This window comes from Flavobacterium gelidicaeli, assembly GCF_013294005.1.
Taxonomy (GTDB): Bacteria; Bacteroidota; Bacteroidia; order Flavobacteriales; family Flavobacteriaceae; genus Flavobacterium.
This window is the reverse complement of sequence record NZ_JABSNK010000009.1, coordinates 92449-118157: the sequence shown is the minus strand read 5'-3', so window position 1 is coordinate 118157 and position 25709 is coordinate 92449. Positions and strand designations below refer to the sequence as shown.

The 25709-nt window shown below is 34.2% G+C and carries 20 protein-coding genes; 2 read left to right on the top strand and 18 right to left on the bottom strand.

Annotated elements, in window-relative coordinates:
* Window positions 1–2 precede the first annotated feature (2 nt).
* The 12 genes from HNP99_RS13675 to HNP99_RS13620 all read right to left on the bottom strand — a co-directional run bounded on the left by HNP99_RS13675 (window position 3) and on the right by HNP99_RS13620 (window position 10325).
* Window positions 3–467 (bottom strand): hypothetical protein, encoded by a 465-nt coding sequence (locus tag HNP99_RS13675; protein ID WP_173853937.1) that lies wholly within the window; start codon window positions 465–467, stop codon window positions 3–5.
* 291 nt (window positions 468–758) lie between these two features.
* Window positions 759–1520: a tryptophan synthase subunit alpha gene (gene trpA, locus HNP99_RS13670; RefSeq protein ID WP_173853936.1), complete on the bottom strand. Its 762-nt coding sequence runs from the start codon at window positions 1518–1520 to the stop codon at window positions 759–761.
* A gap of 44 nt (window positions 1521–1564) precedes the next feature.
* Window positions 1565–1885, bottom strand: coding sequence for a gamma-glutamylcyclotransferase family protein (locus HNP99_RS13665; RefSeq protein WP_173838698.1), 321 nt, complete (start codon window positions 1883–1885; stop codon window positions 1565–1567).
* Window positions 1886–2095: 210 nt separating this feature from the next.
* Complete coding sequence (gene trpB, locus HNP99_RS13660) at window positions 2096–3277, bottom strand: tryptophan synthase subunit beta (protein WP_173838697.1); 1182 nt, start codon at window positions 3275–3277, stop codon at window positions 2096–2098.
* An 11-nt stretch (window positions 3278–3288) separates the two neighbouring features.
* Entirely contained in the window at window positions 3289–3984 is a 696-nt protein-coding gene (locus HNP99_RS13655) for a phosphoribosylanthranilate isomerase (protein ID WP_463671061.1), read from the bottom strand.
* A gap of 155 nt (window positions 3985–4139) precedes the next feature.
* Window positions 4140–4925 carry an indole-3-glycerol phosphate synthase TrpC gene (trpC, locus tag HNP99_RS13650; protein ID WP_173853935.1) on the bottom strand — a complete coding sequence of 262 codons (786 nt, stop codon included), beginning with the start codon at window positions 4923–4925 and terminating at the stop codon, window positions 4140–4142.
* 88 nt (window positions 4926–5013) lie between these two features.
* Window positions 5014–6009 (bottom strand): anthranilate phosphoribosyltransferase, encoded by a 996-nt coding sequence (gene trpD / locus HNP99_RS13645; protein ID WP_173853934.1) that lies wholly within the window; start codon window positions 6007–6009, stop codon window positions 5014–5016.
* A gap of 184 nt (window positions 6010–6193) precedes the next feature.
* Window positions 6194–6859, bottom strand: a complete 666-nt coding sequence (locus tag HNP99_RS13640; RefSeq protein ID WP_173853933.1) for an anthranilate synthase component II — start codon at window positions 6857–6859, stop codon at window positions 6194–6196.
* 48 nt (window positions 6860–6907) lie between these two features.
* Complete coding sequence (locus HNP99_RS13635; protein ID WP_173853932.1) at window positions 6908–8311, bottom strand: anthranilate synthase component I family protein; 1404 nt, start codon at window positions 8309–8311, stop codon at window positions 6908–6910.
* 320 nt (window positions 8312–8631) lie between these two features.
* Window positions 8632–9198 carry a YceI family protein gene (locus HNP99_RS13630; RefSeq protein WP_173853931.1) on the bottom strand — a complete coding sequence of 189 codons (567 nt, stop codon included), beginning with the start codon at window positions 9196–9198 and terminating at the stop codon, window positions 8632–8634.
* Window positions 9199–9225: 27 nt separating this feature from the next.
* Complete coding sequence (locus HNP99_RS13625) at window positions 9226–9858, bottom strand: NAD(P)H-dependent oxidoreductase (protein ID WP_173853930.1); 633 nt, start codon at window positions 9856–9858, stop codon at window positions 9226–9228.
* 11 nt (window positions 9859–9869) lie between these two features.
* Window positions 9870–10325 (bottom strand): MarR family winged helix-turn-helix transcriptional regulator, encoded by a 456-nt coding sequence (locus HNP99_RS13620; RefSeq protein ID WP_173853929.1) that lies wholly within the window; start codon window positions 10323–10325, stop codon window positions 9870–9872.
* Window positions 10326–10708: 383 nt separating this feature from the next.
* Here HNP99_RS13620 and HNP99_RS13615 point away from each other — a divergent pair, with 383 nt between their 5' ends.
* Window positions 10709–11467: a hypothetical protein gene (locus tag HNP99_RS13615; RefSeq protein ID WP_173853928.1), complete on the top strand. Its 759-nt coding sequence runs from the start codon at window positions 10709–10711 to the stop codon at window positions 11465–11467.
* Window positions 11468–11683: 216 nt separating this feature from the next.
* On the opposite strand, the gene HNP99_RS13610 is transcribed toward HNP99_RS13615, so the two are convergent.
* The 6 genes from HNP99_RS13610 to HNP99_RS13585 form a co-directional block, all read right to left on the bottom strand.
* The gene (locus HNP99_RS13610; RefSeq protein ID WP_173853927.1) at window positions 11684–12652 is read right to left on the bottom strand and encodes an IS110 family RNA-guided transposase; all 969 of its coding nucleotides are present in this window, start codon (window positions 12650–12652) and stop codon (window positions 11684–11686) included.
* A gap of 407 nt (window positions 12653–13059) precedes the next feature.
* The gene (locus HNP99_RS13605; RefSeq protein WP_091087227.1) at window positions 13060–13245 is read right to left on the bottom strand and encodes a YgaP family membrane protein; all 186 of its coding nucleotides are present in this window, start codon (window positions 13243–13245) and stop codon (window positions 13060–13062) included.
* 45 nt (window positions 13246–13290) lie between these two features.
* Entirely contained in the window at window positions 13291–13596 is a 306-nt protein-coding gene (locus tag HNP99_RS13600; protein WP_173853926.1) for a hypothetical protein, read from the bottom strand.
* A 57-nt stretch (window positions 13597–13653) separates the two neighbouring features.
* Complete coding sequence (locus HNP99_RS13595) at window positions 13654–16899, bottom strand: efflux RND transporter permease subunit (RefSeq protein WP_173853925.1); 3246 nt, start codon at window positions 16897–16899, stop codon at window positions 13654–13656.
* A 146-nt stretch (window positions 16900–17045) separates the two neighbouring features.
* The gene (locus tag HNP99_RS13590; protein ID WP_173853924.1) at window positions 17046–18128 is read right to left on the bottom strand and encodes an efflux RND transporter periplasmic adaptor subunit; all 1083 of its coding nucleotides are present in this window, start codon (window positions 18126–18128) and stop codon (window positions 17046–17048) included.
* Window positions 18129–18315: 187 nt separating this feature from the next.
* On the bottom strand, window positions 18316–19629 hold the full coding sequence (locus HNP99_RS13585; protein WP_173853958.1) for a TolC family protein: 1314 nt from the start codon (window positions 19627–19629) through the stop codon (window positions 18316–18318).
* 383 nt (window positions 19630–20012) lie between these two features.
* On the opposite strand from HNP99_RS13585, the gene HNP99_RS13580 reads away from it, so the two are divergent.
* Complete coding sequence (locus HNP99_RS13580) at window positions 20013–25628, top strand: PAS domain S-box protein (protein ID WP_173853923.1); 5616 nt, start codon at window positions 20013–20015, stop codon at window positions 25626–25628.
* Window positions 25629–25709: the final 81 nt, after the last annotated feature.

Genomic DNA, 25709 nt, shown 5'->3' with positions numbered 1-25709 from the left:
AATTAGTACTTAATTGCTAAGCCAAGTTGTTTATTATTTTCGAACGCTTTTTTATCTAAAGATTTACCGATAATTGCGCCAAGAGCTAAACCAATGGGTAGCCCTAGTCCCAACAGTCCCATATTTCCTAATGCATAGCCAAATGCCACTCCTACTGGCAGACCAATAGCAGTCATTCCTATAATCGTACCTAATGTTACATAGTATTGCTGTGGTACGATTTTAGACTCTTTTTGAATAAGTTTGAGTATTTGAATCTGATTTGTCTTGATCAACTTAGCAAAATCATTTCCTTCTAGAGTAGAGAAATTGATAGCGTCAACATTTTCATTAATTGTAATAATCTCTTTGTTTGACAACGGCTTATTTTTCAATTCTATTAATAATTTTTCAAATTGGTCATACATTTTGCCAGCTTTTGTTTCCTTGGGTAGATCTGGTCTGCTTTTTAAAGTCGTAATATTCATTGTTTTGGTTATTGGTTAGTAATATGGTTTGTTTGTGTATAAATGTGGTTGAAATTCTCTAATAGCATTGCATGTACTTGCGGGCACATGCATTCATCATCTTTAAAAATTACCATACAGAAAGTTTAATAAAATTGTAATTTGTAGTTAATTTCTGTATTCAAATATATAGTTTTTTTCTTTAGATCGAAAATTATAATTCCAGATCAACGGCTAAGCTTTGACAATGGGGCATAAAAAAACGGCACTTAAAAATTATAAGTGCCGTTGTTCTATTTTTGGTAGTAATCGCTATCGAATTGCTTTTGCAAAATCAGCTATTCTTCCAGTACCATTCTCGGTTAAGTGCTGTATAAATGCACTACCTATAATGGCTCCTTTTGCAAATTTCGTTGCTTGATTGAAGGTCTCGGCATTATTGATTCCGAAACCAATTACTTGTGGATTTTTCAAATTCATGTTGGCAATACGTTTGAAATAGTCTTCTTGCGTACTTCCAAAACCAGTTTGTGATCCTGTAACACTTGCCGAACTCACCATATAAATAAATCCATCAGAGACACTATCAATAAACTGAATGCGCTCATCAGATGTTTGTGGTGTAATCAAGAATACATTTAGCAAACCATATTTTTCAAAAATAGCTTTGTATTCATCAGCGTAAACATCAACAGGAAGATCCGGAATAATTAATCCATCCACACCTACTTCTTGACATTTTTTACAAAAGTTCTCTATTCCGTATTGTAACATAGGATTGAAATATCCCATCATTACTAGGGGAATAGAAACTGTTTTTCTAATATCTTTTAACTGGTCAAACAGCACTTGCGTAGTCATTCCGTTGTGTAAAGCTTGGGTAGAACTTGCTTGAATTGTAGGTCCATCAGCAAGTGGATCGCTAAACGGCAAACCAATTTCGATCATGTCTACACCATTTTTTTCTAAGTCTTGTATAATTTGAACCGTATCATTCAAACTAGGATATCCAGCAGAGAAATAAACAGAGAATATCTTTTTATCTTCTTGCAGCTTTTGTTTTATTCTATTCATTGCTATACTAATTAACAGATGCCTTATCTGTGTACTATATTTTTTTACGTTTTGGCGCTAAAGGCCCATGCTACTTCATTTGATTGTAAACGAACTTCAATCCTTTTGTACTGTTTTCCTTCGTAGGTATCTGCGAGTTCTAGTTCATGAACTGAAAGATCATAAACCATCCCTTCAATAATATCATTAGTATTTTCAGTAGGGGCAATGATAGGGTAGGTTTCCATACCAAATTCCTCTTCGATTTTAATTTCTTTTACTTCATATCCTTTCAACGTTTCAGGAGTTCCTTCTAAGAATCTTCCAAAAACGGTTTCCTGAACTTCTTTATCTTTTAATGATCCGTAGGCAAATAATTTTTCCATTTTTTCTTTTTTGAATTTGTGCTATGATTTATTTACTCTCATAGTTTTTATTGCGTTAGGGATAGCAGCGGTATCGCCCAATTTAGAATATAAGGTCCTTAGACCGCTAGTATTCTTATTGGGAATTTAGCGTATAGCCCGGCCTTTTTTTTCTGATTTTTATCAGAGGAAAAAAGGAAACGCCCAAATGTAAAATTAGTGAAAAGTTATCTACAAATTGAAATAATCAATGTAAGTACTCAAATCTTTATCACCACGTCCCGATAGATTGATCACTACGATATCCTCTTTTTTAAATTTCATTTCATCTAGAACAGCAAATGCATGCGCACTTTCAATGGCTGGAATTAACCCTTCTAGTTGAGATAGTTTCAATCCCCAGTCCATTGCTTGTTTATCTGTGATGGAAATAAATTGTGCACGTCCTGAAGCAAATAAATGAGCGTGCATAGGACCTACACCTGGATAATCTAAACCAGCTGAGATAGAATACGGCTCGGTAATTTGTCCATCAGTAGTTTGCATCAATAAGGTTTTACTACCGTGTATTACACCTACTTTTCCTAGGGCTGAAGTAGCAGCACTTTCGCCAGAATCTACTCCGTGTCCAGCGGCTTCTACAGCGATGATATTAACATCTTTTTCATCAAGAAAATGATAATAAGCACCAGCAGCATTAGAACCTCCACCTACACATGCGATTACATAATCGGGGTTTTCACGACCCTCTTTTTCCAGTAATTGCGATTTGATTTCCTTAGAAATAACCGATTGGAAACGTGCTACCATATCAGGATAGGGATGTGGTCCTACTACAGATCCTATGATATAATAGGTATCCACAGGATTGTTGATCCAGTCACGAATGGCTTCGTTTGTAGCATCTTTTAGCGTTTTTGAACCTGAAAGAGCGGGACGAACCTCAGCACCTAGCATTTTCATACGAGCCACGTTTGGCGCCTGACGTTTAATATCAATTTCCCCCATGTACACAATACATTCCATTCCCATAAGTGCACAAACAGTAGCCGTAGCCACACCGTGTTGTCCAGCTCCAGTCTCGGCAATGATGCGTTTTTTACCCAATCTTTTAGCGAGTAATATTTGTCCAATAGTGTTGTTGACTTTGTGCGCACCAGTATGACATAAATCTTCTCTTTTTAAATACACCTTAGTATTGTACATCGCAGACAAACGTTCTGCAAAATACAATGGAGTAGGGCGACCCACATAATCTTTAAGCAAGGCATCAAATTCAGCTTGAAACTCAGGTTCAGCTGTGATTTTTAAATAATTCTGACGCAGTTCTTCTACATTTGGATATAACATTTCTGGAATGTAGGCTCCTCCAAATTCACCGTAATAGCCTTTTTCGTTTACGTTGTATGACATTGTTTTATTTTTTATTGTGGATGATTAAACGTGGAGATACATTGCACTGCATCCCTACTTAATGATATGTTCTTTAATCCAGGTTCTATTTCAAATTTGCTGTTGACGTCTATGGCATGAACGGGCAAATTAGTTTTCAAAATTTCATTTACAGCATCCATTTCGTCAAGACCTATTCCTCCGCTTAAAAAGAAGGGTTTTGATGATGGGTATTGCTGTAGTACTTTCCAATCAAATGTACTTCCGTTACCTCCTGGTAGCTTTCCTTTAGTATCGAATAAAAAGTAATCACAAACCATTTCAAAAGGTTTAAGTACCGCAAAGTCAAAGGTATCTAAAATTGAAAATACTTTTATGATTTCGATCTCCTTTAACAAGGATTTACGTAATTCACCACAAAATTCAACCGACTCCTTACCGTGTAACTGTACTGCTTGTAAATCGTATTGTGCTACTTTTTGAACAATATTTTCAAAAGATTCATTCACAAAAACCCCCGTTTTTTTAATAGACTGAGGTAATTTAGGAATGACACCATCAAAATAACGAGCCGATTTCTCCCAGAAAATAAAGCCCATATAATCGGGTAGGAGTGCTCCCAGCTCGAGGATATTTTCAGGGTATTTCATACCACAGATTTTTATCCCCACCCCGGCTCTCCCCGAAGGGGAGGGAGACTTTGTGCCGTCCATGTTTGGATTTTTCATATCTATTTATTTATCTTAAAAAACTTCGGTAGAAGTTTTTTACTCCTTACTCCTTACTCCTTACTCCTTACTCCTTACTCCTTACTCCTTACTCCTTACTCTTGCCTCTTTCTTCTTTTACATGTCCACAAAAAGAGGAGTTCCCCCTTCGGGGGCTAGGGGGCTAGTTGCTTTATGAATTCCGTTGCTGCTTTTCCAGCATCATCTGTTTTCATAAAGTTTTCCCCTATTAAAAATCCCTTGTAACCATAAGGTTTTAATTCAGTTATCGCTTCGATTGAGCTAATGCCGCTTTCGGATACTTTTACGAATTCATTCGGAATCATGTCTGCTAATTGCTTGCTGAAATCCAAACTCACTTCAAAGGTTTTCAAATTTCTATTATTCACGCCAATCATGTCTAGCGTGGGCATAATCGATTTTTCTAACTCTTCTTGATTGTGCACTTCTAGTAAAACCTCTAACCCTAAACTTTTAGCAAATTCAGATAATGATTTGATTTCGTCTCGCGTTAGTACCGCAGCGATTAGCAAAATCAAATCTGCTCCATGTGCCTTTGCTTCTAGTATTTGGTATTCGTCTACAATAAATTCTTTTCGCAATAGCGGAATATTTACCGAAGCTCTAGCCAATAGTAAATCGTCTAATGATCCACCAAAGTATTTTCCATCTGTTAAAACTGAAATTCCGCAAGCTCCAGCGCTCTCATATCCTTTGACAACTTCTTCCACTGTAAAGCTATGATTGATAACCGACTTAGAAGGAGAACGGCGCTTGTGCTCCGCAATGATTCCAGTGTTGCTGTTTCTTAAACTAGTGCTTAATGAAATAGTCTCTTTCGAAAAAAACACCGAAGCCTCTAATTGCGAAACCGGAATAATGCTTTTTTTGAGAATGACTTCTCTTTTTTTATCTACTATTATTTTATCGAGTATGTTCATGATCTTATTATTTGTTTAAAGTTTAAAGTTTAAAGTTTCAGGTTCCCAGTTTGTGTAACTTGAAACTTGAAACAAAAAAAACTTGAAACTAACTTTTGCTCAACTCCTGTAATTTTGTCAATGCTTTCATTCCTTTTCCTGATAGCAAACTTTCCTTTGCTTGAGCAAAACCATCTAATGGAGTACATCCTGTTACTGTGGCAATTGCCATAGCAGCATTTGCACATACAACATTGTTTTGTGCTTCGGTTCCTTTGCCTGAAAGGATGTCTGTAAACATTTTTGCTGATGCTGCTATTGTTTTTCCACCTTCGATTTCACTTTGCTTTAACTGATTTACATTAAAAGTCTCGTGAGAAAGCATTCCTTCCATACTGTTAGTGATAATCTTCGTTGGGCTTGTTAACGAAATTTCGTCGTATCCATCAAGAGAATGTAAAATGGTAAAATTCACATTGGTATTTTGATATAAGTACGCATACATTCTCGCTAACTCTAGGTTAAAAACCCCTACTAACTGATTCTGTGGGAATGAAGGATTCACCATAGGACCTAGCATGTTGAAGAACGTTTTTACGGCTAGTTCTTTTCGAATAGGACCCACATTTTTCATTGCAGGATGAAACAAAGGAGCGTGTAAAATACAAATTCCAGCTTGATCGATAGATTTTTCAAGGAAGTCAGCATCATTACTGAATTTGATTCCTAAACTTTCCATCACATTACTTGAACCTGAGATTGACGATAGTCCGTAGTTACCATGTTTGGCTACCTTGACACCTGCACCTGCAGTAATAAATGAAGCTAGCGTCGAGATATTGAAAGTATCTTTACCGTCACCACCTGTCCCGCACAAATCGATTGTATCGTAAGCAGATAAATCTACTCGAATGCAAAGCTCTAATAGCGCCTCACGAAAACCGGCCAGTTCCTCAATACTTATGCTACGCATCATGTAAACAGTCACAAAAGCGGCTATTTGACTTGGATTGTAATTTCCATTTGAAATATTAACCAACACGCTTTTTGCTTCTTCTTTTGAAAGCGTTTCGTGATTGATTAGTCTGTTTAATATGTTTTTCATTTTGTTTTTTTGTTATCCTCCCCCGGCCCCCTCTAAAGGAGGGGGTGACTGGATGATTAAACTTTGTCTTTAAGCATTGTTCTTAGACTTTGTCTTTATACTTTATGTTGAAACTTTAACTGCGAACATTTTTTGTAAACTTTGCTTGCAATGTTTTTTAGCAAACTATGACGGTAAATAAGTATCAATTATCTAGTTCCGTTTTGGCTCCCACTCCTTCGGAGGGGGTCGGGGGGAGGATATTTACCCAGTTCTCTAACATTCTTTTTCCGTTTGGTGTTAACACACTTTCTGGGTGAAATTGTACCCCACGTACATCATAGGTTTTATGGCGTAGTGACATTACTTGACCATTCTCATCAAATGAGGTTGCCTCTAGAACATCAGGTAGATTAGCATCTACTACCCATGAGTGGTAACGTCCCACTTCAAATTCGTTACCCAATCCTTCGAATAAAAGTTCGTCATCTACTACTGTTTTAACATTAGTAGCGATGCCGTGGTATACTTTATCTAAGTTAGATAGTGTTCCGCCATATACTTCTCCTATGGCTTGTTGTCCTAAACAAACCCCGAAGATACTTTTTGTAGGTCCGTATTTTTCAATCACAGCTTTCAACAAGCCAGCTTCATCTGGAATTCCTGGGCCTGGAGAAAGTAGTATTTTATCAAAATCAGCAATATCATCTATTGCAAACTCATTGTTTCTATAAACGGTCACTTGGCAGTCTAAATCTTCTAAGTAGTGCACTAGATTGTAAGTGAAACTATCGTAATTGTCTATAACTAGTATTTTCCCCCTAGCCCCCGAAGGGGAAACTGATGCAGAGGATGTATTTGCTTTTGTCATTTTTTGTCTTAATTAAAAATTTTAATTCCCCCTTCGGGGGTTAGGGGATTATATTGTTTCAGCCAAATCTAATGCTGTATTCAATGCTCTTAGCTTGTTGTAGACTTCTTGCATTTCGCTTTCTTCGTCAGAGCTTGCTACAATTCCTGCACCGGCTTGTGAATGGAGTTGGTGGTTTTTACTTAGGAAAGTTCGAATCATAATTGCATGGTTAAAGTTACCTTCAAAATCCATAAATCCGATAGCGCCACCGTAGAAATTGCGGTTTGTTTTTTCATAATCTTCGATCAGTTGCATCGCTCTTACTTTAGGTGCTCCACTTAACGTTCCTGCTGGAAAAGTATCCGCTACGACCTGCATTGTTGTTGCTTTATCGTGTAAATGTCCTGTAACTTTAGAAACTAAGTGAATCACGTGAGAGAAAAACTGCACCTCTCTATAACGCTCTACATTTACATGGTGTCCGTTGCGGCTTAGGTCATTTCGAGCTAAATCAACCAACATGACATGTTCGCTATTTTCTTTTTTGTCTTCAGATAATTGTTTGGCTAAAACAGCATCTTTCTCGTCATCTCCGGTGCGTTTAAAAGTTCCGGCAATAGGATGGATTTCGGCTTTACGATCTTTAACAATAATTTGCGCTTCGGGCGAAGACCCAAAAATTTTAAAATCACCATAATCAAAGAAGAATAGGTAAGGTGAAGGATTGATGCTTCTTAAAGCTCTGTATACGTTAAATTCGTCGCCTTTAAAACCTTGCGTGAAACGACGTGATAAAACCAATTGAAAAACGTCTCCACGGAAACAGTGTTTTTTGGCTAAAGCCACATTGTGCTTGAACTCATCATCTGTAAGGTTAGAGAAACCGTCACCATCCTTTGTAAACTTGTAAGAAGCAATGTTGCGTGATTGCAAGAGTTGTTCTATTTCAGCAAGATTATTAGTGTCTTCATCTAGACTGTGACAAAATAAATAAGCTTCATTTTTAAAGTGATTGATAGCGATGATGTTTTGATAAACGGCGTAATAAACATCAGGAATAGTGTTGCTATTTTCTTTTTTTGCGATTGTTACTTTTTCAAAATAACGAACAGCGTCATAAGATAGGTATCCAAACAAACCGTTGTTTATAAATTTAAAATCGTTCTTCTCTGATGTGAACTCATGAGAGAATTCTTGAATTATTTCAGGAATAGAAGTCTGCTCAGTAATAAAGATCTTTTCGGAAGTTCCGTCAGGATATGATTTTAAAATTGTCTCGTTTTCAATTTTTATAGAGGCTATGGGATTACAACAAATATAGGAGAAGCTGTTGTCTCCGCCGTGATAGTCGCTACTTTCTAGAAGCAAACTATTAGGGAATTTGTCGCGAATTTTAAGGTAAATACTAACAGGCGTAATGGTGTCTGCTAGAATTTGTTTGTATTTAGTATTTAATTTAAATGATTTCAATGCGAATAAATTTTGATGATTTATAATTTATTTAAAAGTATAAAAACGGAAAAAGGCTTGTCGTGATGACAAGCCTTTTATATTTGTATTCAAAAAATACCATAGGTGCTTAGTTCACGACGTTTGACGTAAATTGTTCCACCACCAAGTATTGTTTGTAATTGTTTTCATAAGTCAAAGATAGAAAATATATTTATATGACAATCATATTAAAACAATAAATATTAAAATTTATAAAACTTTAATATCTGTAGAAGCTGTGGAAATAAAAAACCCAACAATTACTTGCTGGGTTTTTTATTATATACTTGAAAAAAGTATTAGAATTTTAAAGCTACAGCCAATTCAAATTCGTCTGAAATAGCTTTGTCACCTATTGAACTAAAGATGCTTGCAGAGTTGTATTTGATATCATATTGAGTTCTGTCTACCATAAATTTAGTAGTTGCAGTGTTTCCGTTTACAGTCATGTCAAAAGAAACTGATTTTGTAATTCCTTTGATTGTTAAATCAGCAACCACAGCATAAACTCCTTTAGATTTAGTTCCAATTTTTTTGAAAACTAAAACTGAAGTTGGGAATTTTTCTGTTCCAAAGAAATCTTCTGATTTCAAGTGACCGTTTAATTTAGCTAGATATTCTCCGGTTAAATCAGTTGCAGTTAATGAAGTCATGTCAGTAGTAAAAGTTCCACCAACTAATTTATCTCCTTTAAATACAAGTGCACCATCTTTTAGGTTTACTGTTCCGCTGTGTTCACCTGTTACTTTTTTAGCTAACCAGTTAATGGTGCTTTTTGCGGCGTCTACTTTTTTTGTTTGTGCTGATACTGTTGCTGTAGCAAAAACTAATACTAATGCTAATGCAATTGATTTTAAATTTTTCATTTGTTTGATTTTAAAATTGATATATAATTATAGTGTAATAAATAAATCCTCGTTTGATTTTCTAACTTTTTTGTAGTGTTGTGTATCGTCCTCATTGTGACGGTATCCCACAGGAGCGATAACTGCTGCATTCAAGTTGAGTTTGTCTAGTCCTAATATCTCATTAAATTGAGCAGCATTAAAACCTTCCATTGGTGTTGCGTCAATATGCAATTCAGCCGCGGCATTTAATAAATTACCCAAAGCTAGGTAAGTTTGTTTTGTAGTCCAAATATTTTTAAACTCTTCAGTCATTCCGCTAACGGCACCTTTCATTAAGTCAGAAAAACCAACTAAAGCATCAGTAGGTATTCCTCTAGTTTCACTAATATTCTTAATGTAAGATTCAATCTCAACATCACCAACATTTGTTTGATTGGCAAAAACAAAAATATGAGAAGCATCCGTAATTTGTGTTTGTCCGTAAGCAGCAGCAATTAACTTGGCTTTTACATCATCGCTTTCGATAATTAAAACTTTGTATAATTGCAAACCATACGAAGAAGCGCTTAAACGAACTGCTTCTTTTAAAAAATTTAAATCAGCAGTACTTATTTTTTTAGTGCTATCGTATTTTTTAGTTGCATAGCGCCAATTTTGTTTGTCAAGTAATGTACTCATAATGTTGTTATTTATTGGTTTCGGTATTTTTCGATTAAAATATTTAATAATTCGAGTTCTTCAGTATTTAAATTCTTTGCAAAATGATTTTCGTGGGCAATTACTTTAGGCTCTAACTGTGTGAGTGCATCAAGTCCTTTTTGAGTAATGGCAACTTCAATTTTTCGTCTATTATCAGGACAAACTTTACGAGTTACAAATTCTTTCAATAACAATTTGTCTACTAACCGAGTTGTATTACTGGTTTTTGCAATCATCCTTTCCTGAATTACAAACATATTAATAGGATTACCATTTTGGCCTCTTAATATTCGCAGCACGTTATATTGCTCGCTAGATAAGTCATAAGGCTTTAATACTTCATTGAATTTTTCAGCGATTATATTTTGAGTATACAACACATTTAATATAATTCTTTTCGAATTAGTAAGTGTTACATTTGTTTTTATAATTTCTTCAATTTTCATATTCCGTATATGTTATTTGTTGGTACAAATGTAACAACTTATTTAGTTGTATATACAAATATTGAGTTATTAATTTGTTAATTTTTTTTTATCGAAAGAAATACAGCCATAAATAATTAAGAATGGCTTTTAAATAAGACTAAGATAAATTTTATACATATCAAAAATAAAAAGAATACTACCTATGTTATAAGGTTACATTTTTATAGCGATGTTTCAAAAATTACTTTTAAGTAAAAAAAGGTAAGGAGAATTAATTTGAAAGTATGTAACTCACTTTTTAAAATAGAGGCTTTAATTTATACTATTCTTAGTAATGGGAGTGATTTACACAATAAATCCTATTTTTATCGTTTTATAATTCAAAATATAAACACTTAACTATGATTTTTAAAGTTACTTTATCAAAAGCATCCCTTTTTACCCTAACCCTTTTAACCCTTTTATCTTGTTCTAAAGATGAAGATGAAGAAAAACAAGTAGACAACTGCTGTGATTTTCCAGTTGAAGGAACTTGCGACAATCCTGAAAATTTTGTTTTTGTAGAGAAAGACAATTTAATAAACGTTGAATTTGAAGATGCGGCATTCACGACGGATTGGGAATTAGTAAAGACAGATAAAAATAGCTCTGGAAAAGGCTATATGGTTTGGAACGGAGCACAGAGTCTAGGAACGCCTGGAAAAGGGTTGACAAAATTTAAAATTAAGGTCAATAATCCAGGGATTTACCGTTTTGTTTGGAGATCAGCGATAAAAACAGGAACATCAGGATCTGACCATAATGATTCTTGGTTGCGATTTAATGATGCTAATGATTTTTATGGAGAAAAAACTTCAGGTAGTATAGTTTATCCTGGTGGATCGGGAAAAACGCCTACTCCTAATGGAACTTCTACTGATGGTTGGTTTAAAATTTATAGAAGCGGAAACGATTTAGATTTTAAATGGCAAGCAAGCACATCTGACAATGATTCTCATAATATTTTTGTAAAATTTACAACTGCAGCTGAATACACAATGGAGGTTTCTGCACGTTCTACGGGACATGCCATAGATAAATTTGTATTGTACAAAGAAAGCGAATACACTCTAGAGCAAGCGACCACATCAACTGTTCTTAGCGAAATTGTTTGTAAATAATTCCCAAACAATAATTTAAATTACTCGTATAATATTACTAATTTTTGCAACGCACTTTGTATAAGTGTCATGTAAAAAAAATGTAATATAATACGAGTTTTTTTTTGCTATTTTTTTAAGGATCTCATTATTAGTTTCGAAGCAATCAAACATCGTTGCTCCGTTTGTGTGCTCTTGATTGTGAGTTTACTTTGCTTCGCTCGCAATGATCTGTGTTTAAAAACAAGCTTTATCTATAAACTTTTCAGAATAATATGTTTGGTTTTTTACTATTGAAAAAGCCTGTTTTAATAATTTATTAGCCAAAGCTATTTTTATAACCCGCTCTGGTTTTCCTTTTTCATTAAGTCGATTATACATTTTGACACAATCAGGATTACATCTTTTCGCAGACCAACTATACAGGTACATTAATTTTCTTATTTGAGACTTTCCCATTTTACAAATATGCCCTTTCCCTCTTACACTTGTACCTGACTGATAGAGCCTTGGGCTAAAACCTACATAAGCAATGAGCTGTTTGTGGTTTTCAAATTTTTCAAAATCATTTGTTATGACTGTTAACATGATCGCTGTCTTAGTTCCTATACCAGGAATACTCTTTAAACGTTCTAAAGTTGATTTGTAAAATTGCTCTGCTTTGACTTCTATTTGTTGTTCTAACTTGGTGCTTTTAGCTTTTAAAAATTTAATTATTGATTTTAAAGTAGTAGCCAAGTCTTTAGATAGTACCCCTGCCGAGGTAAATGCTTCTAATTGCCGTTTACTTTGATTTATCTCCTTTTGAATTAGTTCCAAAGCAGTATAAAGCTGTTTGATTTCAATGATACTTTTTGTTTCAGGTTTCCATTTTTTTAAATCATATTGAGCTCCATACTCTGCGATTGTTTGAGCATCTTTCTTATCTGTTTTAGCTCTATACAGTCTAGTTTGATTATATCTTCTTATTATTAATGGATTTAAAACAGATACATTTATTTGCTTCTTGTAAAAAAATAATGCTAACTGAAGATAATAAGGTCCCGATGCTTCCATAACAATCCAGTCGGTTAAATCTACTTCTTTTAATAACTTGCGAAAACCTTTTTCAGTGTTCTCAAATACAAAATGACACCATTTGGAATCATTTATAAATCCAACATCAAAAGTTTCTTTACTAATGTCGATTCCTATTATTTTACACATAATGAATATTTTATTCGAAAAGCATACTACTTGTTACTTATCAATCCTAAATACAGGCTCAATTGGCCTAATGATCTGTTCAAGTTTTAAATAGAAGGGTAAAGTGACTAACATTGCGAACGGTCTTAATGACAAATGACGAACAACAGTCTTGTTCTTTACCCATTTTACTTTTCTTGGTTAATTGTCTAATTTAATAATTATACAAACATAGGATGATGGTGTAGGTGGTGTTTTGCGTGAGGGATAGCAGTGAAAATCCTTTACGGAACGGAGTGGAGTAAAGATTGAAACGTATAGCCCGACCCCGACAGAACGTAGTGGAGGCGGGGGGGCGCCCAAAAAACAGACATGAAAAAACCCGATAAGCTTGACGCAAATCGGGTTGTTGTTGAGGTGTAACTACCTTAGTCTTTTAATCCTAATTTGGATAGAATAGTTTCTAATAAGCACCATTTTGTAAATCCGGATTGGATTAGGTTAACGCCTATAAATACTGTGAACCACAACCAATTTTGATTGACGTAAACAGATAATAATAGACTGATCAGTATAAACGATCCTACGAGGATTCTAAAAACTTTATTTTTCATAGTGTTGTTGCGAGTGATGAGGAAATTCTTTCTCTAAATAAATTATTAATTTGACTTTTCGATATTCAATACAGCTATTTGAATATGAGAAGCAGTTTTTTGTTCGTTGTTAAATGTATTAACGAGTTCAAAAAAGGAGTCAACTTTTTCCTTTTTTACAAAAGCATAGTAAAGGATGGATTCACTTTCGTTGCTTTCACTTCCAAACCAATTGCTTTCAATTGCCTCTTCGGATAGATCTTTAAATCCGGTTACTGTTTTATAAGTAAAGGTTTTTACATCTGATTGTTTTAGCATTCTTTTTACTTCGCTGTCAAATGATGATATAGCTGTTATAATGAGTAATTTCATAGTGTTTTAGAATTATCCCAATTCCCTCCCTTTTTTGGAGGGAATTGGAGTAGTTAATTATATATCATTTTCTTTTTTAGGTTCTTTCTCCCCTCCTTCGGAGGGGTTGGGGGAGGATTCCCATTTTTTACGCTCTGTGATGTAGTAAATAATAGGCACTACAATTAACGTAAGAATAGTTGAAACGATAGCTCCAAATACTAGCGAAATTGCTAATCCTTGAAACAAAGGGTCAAACAAGATGATAGAAGCTCCTATTACAACAGCTCCTGTTGTCAATAGAATAGGAGAGGTTCTTACTGCTCCAGCCTCGATAATGGCTTGTTTTAATGCTACGCCATCATTCAATCTTATTTCGATAAAATCGATCAGTAAAACAGAATTTCGAACCATAACTCCTGCCAAGGCAATCATACCAATAAAAGAAGTTGCTGTGAAATAAGCGCCTAGCAACCAGTGTCCAAATACAATTCCGATTAACGATAACGGAATAGCCAACATCATTACGATTGGAGTTTTGAAATTTTGGAACCATCCCACGATCAACATGTAGATAATCACAATGGCAACCATAAAAGCAACACCTAAATCACGGAATACTTCTAAAGTAATCTGCCATTCTCCATCCCATTTTACAGTGAAATCGCTTTCGTCTGTGGGTTGTTCCATGTACAATTCATTGACTTTGTACCCTTTTGGAATTTTCATTTTGTCTAGTTTCTCGGTCATTCCAAGAATGGCATAAACAGGACTTTCTAGTGCTCCAGCCATATCAGCCGTAACATAAACCACTCTTTTTTGATCTTTTCTATAAATGGTTTTTTGTAAAGTTCCTTTAACTACTTTTACTAAATCACTTACGGGAATCATATTGCCTTGACTTCCTTTTATTTTCAAGTTCTGAATGTCTTGCAAGCTTGTTTTATCCTTGTCGTCAAGCGAAAGCACAATCCCTACATTATCATTTGAAGTTTCAGCATATAAGTCAGAGACAGGATATTCTTTCAATAAATAAGTCAAATTCCCAACTACTTGTTGCGGTGCAATTCCGTTTAGCATTGCTTTTTCCTTATCCACTTCTAGTTTGTATTCGACTTGATTGTCCTCAACGGTCCAGTCAATATCTACAATGCCATCTGTTTTATGCAAAATGTCTTTTACTTGTTGCGCTACTTTTATTTGATCTTTATAATCAGGACCATAAACCTCAGCAACCAATGTTGACAATACAGGAGGCCCTGGCGGAACTTCAATAATTTTTACATTTGCACCATATTTCTGGGCAATTTTTTGAATATTCGGACGCACTGTTTTGGCAATATCATGACTTTGTAATTTTCGATCCTCTTTGTGCAACAAATTCACTTGGATATCTGCCATATTACTTCCTCCACGCAAATCATAATGGCGTACCAATCCGTTAAAGGTAATTGGCGCCGATGTTCCTATGTAGTTTTGGTAATCAACCACCTCTGGAATGGTAGTCAAATATTGTGCAATCTCTTTAGTTACTGCGGCAGTTCGCTCTAGCGTAGTACCTTCGGGCATATCAATTACTACTTGGAACTCGTTTTTATTATCAAAAGGTAACATTTTTACCAAAACGGCTTTACCAAAAAACATTCCAACAGAACCTATTAAAAGTAGTACGGTAATTCCAACAAGAATTCTTCTTCGGGCACTACTCTCTAGCAATGGGCGCTCAATTTTGTTGTATATTTTGTAAATAAAATTGGTTTCAAGACCTTCGGCATGTTTGTGCTCTTGATCGTCTTTTTCTTGCAATAAATGATATCCTAAATAAGGCGTCACCGTTAAGGCAACAAAAAGTGATAATATCATTGCAATCGATGCTCCAATTGGCATTGGGCTCATATAAGGGCCCATCATTCCAGATACAAATGCCATTGGTAAAATAGCGGCAATTACGGTAAATGTGGCTAAAATCGTTGGGTTTCCTACTTCGTTTATCGCATAAATAGCGGCTTGTTTAAACGGGAGTCGCTTCATCTTAAAATGCCTGTGCATATTCTCGGCAATAATAATACTATCATCCACGACAATACCTACCACAAATACCAAAGCAAAAAGCGTGATACGGTTCAGGGTGTAATCCAGCATATAATAACTGAACAATGTCAATGCAAATGTTAACGGAACCGAGAAGAACACGACCAATCCACCGCGCCATCCCATAGCAAACATTACCAAAATAGTTACCGCCAAAATAGCAATTCCTAAGTGCAGCAATAATTCGCCTACTTTGTCTGAGGCTGTTTCTCCATAATTACGAGTTACCTCAACATGCACATCATTCGGAATCAAATTGGATTTTAAATGGCCTACTTTTTCAATAATTTTCTCCGAGATTTTCATTGCATCGGCACCTTTTACTTTACCTACAGATATCGTAACGGCAGGATATTCAGATGGATCTGCTTTGTATTCATTGTTGGCTTTTCCGTATCCAAAAGAGACATAGTTGCTAGCTGTTGAAGGTCCGTCTTCAATTTTAGCTACTTGTTTTAGGTACACAGGTAAATTTTTGTTAACCCCAACCACTAGATTTTCAACATCATCTGCTGAGGTTAAAAATTTACCTGTTGTAATCAAATATTCTTGGTCTTGATTGACAAAACTACCTGATTGTGAGCTACCATTATTGGCTTGAATCATTTGCATAATACCTAGGGCATCCACACCGTTTTCGGCCATTTTATCTTTGTCTAGAACCACTTTTAAGGTTCTGCTACGTCCACCAATTTCTTTAGTGATGGCAACATCTTTTACTTTTTCAATTTCCGATGTTACTTCCTCGGCAATCTGGCGCAATTGAAAATCGTCCATTTTTTCGCTCCAAAGCGTAATACCCAACATCGGCACATCGTCAATAGAACGTGTTTTTACCATCGGTTTGTACACTCCTTTTGGGAACATATCTTCGTGCTTTGCTAGTTCGTCATATAACTTTACATACGAGCGCTCCACATCCTGACCAACATAAAACTGAACAATAAGCATCGCTTGACCGTTCATAGCCATTGTATGCACGTGCTCAACCCCTTTAATATTCGAAATAATTTTCTCTAGCGGTTTGGCCACACGACTTTCAACTTCCGTAGGGCTCGCTCCTGGATACCCCACCATGACGTCAGCCATTGGCACATTAATTTGTGGCTCTTCTTCTCTTGGAATCAGAAAAGAACTATAAACCCCAATGATCATCAAACCCACCATCATCAAAATAGTTAGTTTTGAATTGATGAAAAAATTGGCAATTTTACCTGAAATTCCTTCTTGCATAATATTTTATTTATTTGGGCGTGACCCTCTCAAAAGGTCGGGTCGGGCTATTCGTTGCAATCTTTATGTTTTTAAAGAAAAAACATAAAGGATTTCCACTGCTATCCCTCACGCAGTATTAAGAACTATTTTTTACTGAACACTAATTACTGAATACTAACTTTTGCACCATTAAACAATTTTCCTTCAGCCGAAACAATGTATTGTTCATTTGCAGCCAATCCAGAAAGTACTTCGACTTGATTCCCAAAAGTTTTACCAATACGCAACCATCTTAATATGGCAATGCTATCGTTACCTATCACATATAATCCAGTAAGTTGTCCTTGTTTTATCAAAGCCGTTTCTGGAATCAACATTACATCACTTTTAGAGGCGTTTTGTTGTTTTTCGATTGGAAATTGAACGTTTACAAACATGCCTGATAATACCGAGGCATCTGCTTTGTCCAAATTAATTTTAACTAAATACTGTCCACCAGTATTCTTGGCAGATATGCTTACTTCGCTTACTTTCCCGGTAAGTTGGTCGTTACTCGATTTGACCAAAACAGTAACAGGCATCCCTTTTTTGATTGCTGTAATATCACTTTCAGATACCATTGCCGTCACTTGTAGTTTTGATGCCCCTTCAATACTTACTAAAGGCATTCCTGGATTGGCCATATCACCTTCCTTAACAAAAGTACTGGTTACCACGCCCGAAAACGGAGCCGTAATGTTGGAGTATTTAAACTGTGCTACGACTTCATTTCGCATTTGTCTGGCGCCTTCCAATCCTGCTTTTGCCATTTCGTATCGAGCGGTCATATCATCCAATTCTTTTTGTGATGCACTTTGCTGCTTGAACAAATTCATAAAACGATCGTAATCTTTTTTAGCATTATTATATCCAGCCGTTGCTTGTAAAATACTTGCGTCAACTTGTGCTTTTTTGGCTAGCAAATCGGTATTATTGATACTTACCAGCGTTTGTCCAGCGGCTACTTTTTGTCCTACAATAACATTTACTTTGGTAACATATCCCATCATTCTAGTGCTTAAATTAGCACTGTTTTCTGCTTCGATTTTTCCGCTAGCACTTACAAACGGACTGTTATCATTTTCAGAAACACCACTTACTTTTACTGCAATGGCAGGCAATTCGGTTACTGGTTCTTTCTTTTCACCATTGCAAGAAGTTAAGGTCGAAATCGCTACGGCTATAATTGGTATAAATATTTTTTTCATTTGTATGATTTAAGAGGTTTGCTTTGATTTTTTTGTAAACACATAGAGACATAGTTTTTACACTTTTAATTTAGAAGCCATGCTTTCGGATAGTTCCACATAGCTATGTGAAAATAAAATGCCTATGAAAGTCTTTGCAATGTGTTTTTCTATGATTCTATGTGTTTCAATTTTTTGTTTATGCTGTTTATTTTGTTAAAAACTGTAAATATTGTTGGGTGAAATTGTATTCAAAAACCGCTTGCAAAAAGTCTAATTCCTTTTTGAACATTTGTGTTTCTGTTTGTAATAAGTCGGTTGTTTTTTCTAACCCTTGAGTAAAACGGTTACTTCTTATTCTGTACGCTTCTTGTGATTGTTCTAGATCCAATTGGGCAAGATTCACTTTATTCTCAGCATCTTTTATCTGACGATTGGTTTTGTTTAACTCCAATTGGCTTTTGGCCTTGTATTGTTGGGTTTCAATTTCGGCTTTCTGAAAATCAGCTTTTGCTTTTTCCATTTTTCCTATCGATTTAAAACCATCAAAAACATTCCATGACAATTGCGCACCTAATGTATATCCTTTGGCAGCGGTTCCAAATAAGGAGTCATCATACAATTCGTAACTACCAAAAGCATTTAATCTTGGTAAGAAATTCATTTTGCTAGACAACATCATTTTTTGATAAGCTGTAGTCGATAAATTCATGGCTTGAATATCTTTTCGATTTTCAGAAAGAGTTGTTGCATTGCTTTCAATCGTAATGCTATTTTCTAATTCTTCTGTTGGTTTGTATATTTTGTCTCCAATATTTTCGTTTAGTAAAAAAGCCAAATAATCAGAAGCGTTTTGAATGTTACTCTTAGCATATTGCAATTGATTTTTTACTTCATTTACACGCACTTGAACCGACAATAAATCTGTTTTTTGCAGCATTCCTTGTTTGTAATAGTTTTCTATTAATTTCAAGTTAGCATCGGCAGTAGTATTTGCTTTTTCTAAAACCGAAACTGCTTTGTAAGCCAGTTGCAATTCCATAAATGATTTATTTACTTCTAGCTCAAGGTATTCTTTGGTGCGCTCCGTTTGTAATGCAAAAGCATTCATTTTAGCCTTAGCTGCTTGACGACCATAAATTCCATCTACATTAATTAAAGGTTGTAGAATCTCAAATTTGGTAGCAAAATTTTGAATACGATTTGGATTGTTCAATAAATTCGGATCAAAATCGGAAGCGGTCAAAATTTCTTGATTCAGTTTAGATCCAAAAGCCATTAAAGGATTTGTAGTAGTAATCGCAGTATGTGAGGCGGTAATATTCGGTAAGAAAATAGCATTCGATTGTCTGTAATCGGCTTGTGCCGATTTAAACTCTTGGTTTGCAATTTTAATTTGTAAATTTTTTTCAGTCACTTTTTGCGAAAGCTCACTTTTAGAAATAGCCAACGTTTCTTGACCATAACTGTAAGTCGATATCGAAATTGTTCCTACTAGTACTATTAAATTTATTTTCTTCATCATTTTTATTTCTAATTATTACACAAAGATAATTTTGCAATAAGGGCTCCACAGTAACAATAGTCACACTTGGTAAATAAAATAGTAAAGCATTTCAGAATAGGCTCTAAAATGCTTTTGGGTAGTTCTGCTGTATAAGACATTGACAGTATAAATGTAATTAGTGGTAATAGAGGTAAGTACCAGAGAACTATTATTGATTTTAGTAACTAATATTGTTTTTATAAATAATGATATAAAACGATTTGTTTTACAGATCATAGTAATTTATAGCTATTGTTTGAGTAAAATAGGCAGCACACTATTTTTTTTTTTGAAAAGAGCTCATGCATTTATTATTATATTTTGCTATATTTAACCTAAGTATAACTAGTTTGTCATTTATGAGTTCAACCTTTTCTAAACTTAGTCACGAGGAGCTTCTTAAAATTGTAAAAAATCAAGAGGAAGAATTACTGCGTTTGCAAGAAAAAAATAAATTAAAAAATAATTTTGACCGTTATTTTGAAGAGTCAAATGATTTGATTTGTATGGCAGGAATTGACGGCTATTATAAGGAAGTTAATCCTACGTTTAAAAAAATATTAGGATACAGTAAACACGAGGTTGAAAACAAAAAGATAATTGATTTTATTCATCCTGATGATATCGATGAATCAATACAGGAGTTATCAGGAATGACATCAGGTAAAATTGCTAAAAACTTTGAAAACAGACTAATCACTAAAACGGGTGAAGTTGTAATTATTCAATGGTCTAGTTTTGAAAGTACTTCACGTGAAATATTTTATGCAATAGGTAGAGATGTTACAGATTTAAAAAAGGCAACTGAGCAATTAGAAAAAAGCGAAAATTTATTAAATAGTGCCCAGCAAATTGCTAAAATGGGTTCTTGGGAATTAAGTCTAGATTCAAATCAATTATTGTGGTCTGATGAAATGTATGCCATTTATGAAATAGAAAAAATTGCAAATCAGGATCTCTTTGGACTTTACCAAAAAAAATTAAAACCCGATCAAATTTTACTTTTTAAAGATAAGATAGAACAAATAAAAAAGGATCAACTGCCATTTGAACTTGATTATGAATTGTTTTTAAGGCATACCACAAAATGTATCAATGTTAAAGTAGTTGCTGTTTTTGATAAAAAAGGAAAATTTATTGCGATTAGAGGAAATACTCAAGATATAACTGAAAAGAGAAAAACTCAAGAAAAACTTAAAGAGAAAAAAAATAGAGAAGTTGCTTTAAAACTCAAACTTGCTGAAGAGGAAGGTAACTCAAAATTTAGAGAATATATTGAGAATGCTCCTGATTCAGTTTTTGTAGTTGATAATGATGGCTATTATTTAGAAGTTAATAAAGCGGCTTGTATAAGTACTGGTTTTACTAAAGAAGAACTATTAAAAAAACGATTTGGAGACTTGACAAACCCTGAAGAACAAAATGATTTAATTCATTCTTTTCTTGCAAATATTTCTGTGAACGGAGTAGCAAAGTCAGAAGTTAGAGGCAAAAATAAAAACGGAGAATACCGCTGGAGGGCTATTGAAGCCGTAAGAATTTCAGAAAATAGAATTTTAGGCTTCGCCAAAGATATTACCATTAATAAAGAAAATCAAGATCTTATTAATTCTATACTTGATAGAATTACAGATGCCTTTGTAGCGCTCGATAACAACTGGTGCTATACGTATATGAATAAAAAAGCAGGTGAAATGCTACAGCGTAATCCTGTTGATATGATTGGAAAGTGCATTTGGACAGAATTTCCTGAAATTGTTGATTCAGAGCTATATTCAGCGTTTCATAATACGTTAAAAAGTCAGCAATATTCCTGTTTTCAATATTTACATAATGATAAGTATTGGATAGAGAACCAAATTTATCCATCCAAAGATGGAATATCAAACTTCTTTAGAGATATAACGGCTAAGAAAGCAGCAGAAAATGAACTTCAGGTGAGCGAAAAACGTTTTCGAGCCTTAGTTGAACACAATGAAGGTATCATTACTGTTGTTGATGAAAAATTAAATGTTCTATTCCGTAGCCCATCTTCAGAAAGGATTACTGGCTATACCGATGAAGAGTTTAGCGTTATTCCTGATGAGGATTATTTTCACCCTGATTATTTAGATTATATACAGGGCAATATAAAAGAAGCTGTTGCAAATCCTGGAAAAATAATTCCAGCTTTGTTCCAAGTAAAACATAAAAAAGGGCATTATATCTGGCTGGAAGGAGTTATTAGTAATAGATTTCATGACAGCACTGTAGAGGGGATTATTGCCAATTTTAGAGATGTAACTGATAAAGTAATTTCGGATACAATTTTAAAAAAAGAACGTGATGTTTTTGCTAAAATAGCTGCTACCTCTCCTGGTTTAATCTACTCTATGCGTCAAAATTTAGATGGTTCTTTAAGCTATCCTTATGCTAGTGAGTCAATTAAAGCTATTTATGGTTTTAGTTTTGATGATATAAAAGAGGACTCTAGTAAAATGTTTGATTTAATACACCCTGATGATGTTGAAAATGTTATAGAGAAAATCAGAATTACAAAAAGTACTTTTGTACCACTAAAAGTGGTTTACCGTTACATTCATCCCACAAAAGGGCTTGTTTGGCATGAAGTAAATTCATTGCCCGTTCTTGAACCTGAAGGAACTGTAATTTGTCATGGTATTGTTACTGATATCACGGATAGAATTGTTGCTGAACAAAAAATCATTAAGAATAACCGACTCTACTTGTTTATTAGTCAAATTAACCAAATGATTGTTAGAACAACAGATGAGGAAACCTTGTTTAAAGAGGCTTGCAAAATTGCTATTGATTTTGGTAAATTTAAAATGGTTTGGATTGGAAAAATAATTAAAACTACTGGAAAAGTAAAACCAGTGATGATGGCTGGTGATGATTTAGGTTATATTGAGTTACTTGAAAAAATTCTAATCGATGATATTGGGGCTCGAGGACCAGTAGGTACTGTCATAAATGATGGTAATTATGTAGTTTGTAATGATATTCAAAATGATGAAGTCATGCAACCTTGGAAAGAAGATGCTTTAAAACGTGGATACAACTCCATGATGTCATTGCCTATAAAAAAGTTTGGAAAAATTGTAGGTGTATTTAATTTTTACTCGAATGAGAAACAATTTTTCGATTCAGAAGAAATTAAATTGCTGGAAGAAGCCACTGGAGATGTTGCTTTTGCATTAGAAGTAATTGAAAAAGACATAAAAAGTAAAAAAGTAGAAGAAGCTATTTTTCAAAGCGAAAAAAGATACCATACCCTTACAGAGGCCTCACCTGTTGGAATTTTTCGTACTGATGTTTCGGGACTAACTACTTATGTAAATCCTAGTTGGACACAAATTTCAGGATATCCTTATGAGCAAGCTTTAGGGTATGGTTGGCTTGATACCGTTCATGAGGACGATAGAAAAGCAATGATAAGTTCTTGGGAAATTGCTAATAATAAACAAGAAAAATCATTTTCGGAATATCGTTTTGTAAGGCCTGATGGAACAATTAGATGGGTAATGGGGCAAGCAATTCCTGAAAAAGATAAAAATGACGAGGTTGTAGGTTACATAGGTACTATCACTGATATTACAGAGCGTAAAATTGCCGAAGAAGGTACTAAAAAAGCCAATGAGCGATTTGAAATGATTTCATCAGCAACAAATGATGCGATATTCGAATTGGATTTTGTTACAGGTAAAAATTGGCACAATCAAGTGTCCTACGATAATTTGAACTCTTATAATAAAAATTTAACCACTGAGGAGAATAAAGCTTTGTGGAGATCTAAGTTGCATCCTGATGACAAGGATAGAATCATAAAGAGTATTGAAGAATGTTACTTAAGTAGTTCTAATTCTTGGTCAAATGAATTCCGTTTTAAAAAAGCAAATGGTAGTTATGGTTATTTTTATGAACGTGCTGTAATTGTACGAGATGAAAAAGGAAAGCCAACACGTTTTATAGGATCAATGCTGGACGTAACTGATCTTAAAAAAGCAGAATTGGAATTTAAAAATATTAATAAAAAACTTGAAGGTATTCTTAACGCTATTCCTGATTTACTTTTTGAAGTAGGAATTGACGGGTATTTTTACAATTTCCACTCGCACCATTCAAGTATGTTAATCATGCCAGCTGAGGATTTTATTGGAAAGAAATTTGAAGATATTTTACCACCTAATGTTACAGCAGTAAGTTTGTCTGCTCTAGAGGAAGCTTCTAAAAAAGGTTTTTCAACTGGAAAGCAATATACTCTTGAACTTCCTGATGGTACACACTGGTTTGAACTATCAGTTGCTCCCATGAAAGTAAATGAAAATGGGGATACGCATTTTATATGTTTGTCTCGAGATATTACTAATGCTAAAAAAGGAGACTTTGCTCTTGAAAAAAGTGAAGAACGTTATAGAGGTTTACTAAATAATTTAGATGCTGGAATTATTGTGCATGCTGCTGATGCTTCGGTAATTATGAGTAATAAAAAAGCTTCTGAAATATTAGGTTTGAATTTAAAAAATATTCTTGAAAAGAAAAAAAATAGTAGCTTATGGGAATTTCTAGATGATCAAGGATCAGTTATTAAAGAAGCAGATTATCCCATACGTATAATTTTGAATACCATTAAACCCATAAAAAACGTTGTAATAGGCATTTACAAGTCTGAACATAAAAACACAAAATGGGTTTTAGTTAATGGCTATCCTATGTTGAATAGCAAAGGTGAAATTGTTGAGGTTGTAATAAGTTTTATTGATATTACAGAGCGCAAGAAAATGGAAATTCAGATTCAGAAATCCAAAGAGCAAGCGGAGTCAGCTAATAAAGCCAAAACAGATTTCTTAGCGAATATGAGTCATGAAATACGTACACCATTGAATGGAATTATTGGGTTTACACATTTATTGATGCAGTCTAATTTAAAAATGAACCAGTTTGAATACATGTCAACGGTAAATGAGTCGGCTAAATCATTAATGCAAATTGTAAATGATGTACTCGATTTTTCTAAAATTGAATCTGGAAAATTAGAATTAGACATAGAAAAAGTCAATTTAATTGCACTCAATAATCAAGTAATTGATTTGTTTAAACACCAAGCAACTTCAAAAAATATAAAACTTAAATTAAACATAGCTAAAAATGTCCCCGAATATATTTTGGCTGATGCAGTGCGATTAAAACAAATATTAGTCAATTTATTGAGTAATGCTTTAAAATTTACTAGTGAAGGAACTATAAAGCTTAAAGTAGCTGCTATAACTGAAATTAATAATAATTTTTGTAAAATTAAATTTTCAGTAAAAGACACAGGAATAGGAATCAAGAAAGACAATAAAAAAAGAATATTTAAATCCTTTGTTCAAGAGGATACCTCTACGAGCAGAAAATTTGGAGGTACTGGACTTGGTTTAACCATTTCTAATCAATTGCTAGCATTAATGAACAGTACACTAAAATTAGATAGTAATTATGGAGAAGGAAGTGAGTTTTTCTTCACGATAAAATTTCAAAAAGCAGTTGTAAAAGAATACGAAAAACTACCTGAGATAGCACATGAAGTTATTCCTAATAAGGAACCTCTCAAGATCTTGAGTTTTAAAAATGTACTGATCGTTGAGGATAATAAAATAAACATGCTCTTAGCAAAAACGCTAATGAAGCGAATTTTACCTAATGCAACCATATATGAAGCCTATGATGGTAATGAAGCCGTGGAACAGTTTAAAAATTTGCCTCTAGATATTATTTTTATGGATGTACAAATGCCTAATAAAAATGGTTACGAAGCAACAATTGAGATTAGAGCAATGGACAAACACCAAGACATTCCTATAATAGCCATTACAGCAGGAATATTAATAGGTGAAAAAGAGAAATGCTTTGAATCAGGAATGAACGATTATTTACCTAAACCTATTAATATTCCAGATCTAGAAAATATTACTAGAAAATGGATTAATGATTAGTAATATTTAAAACAAGTAATAAGCACTAGCCTAGTAATTTTATAAATTAAAAAAGCCGCTCCTGTTAGCATGTTAATCGCT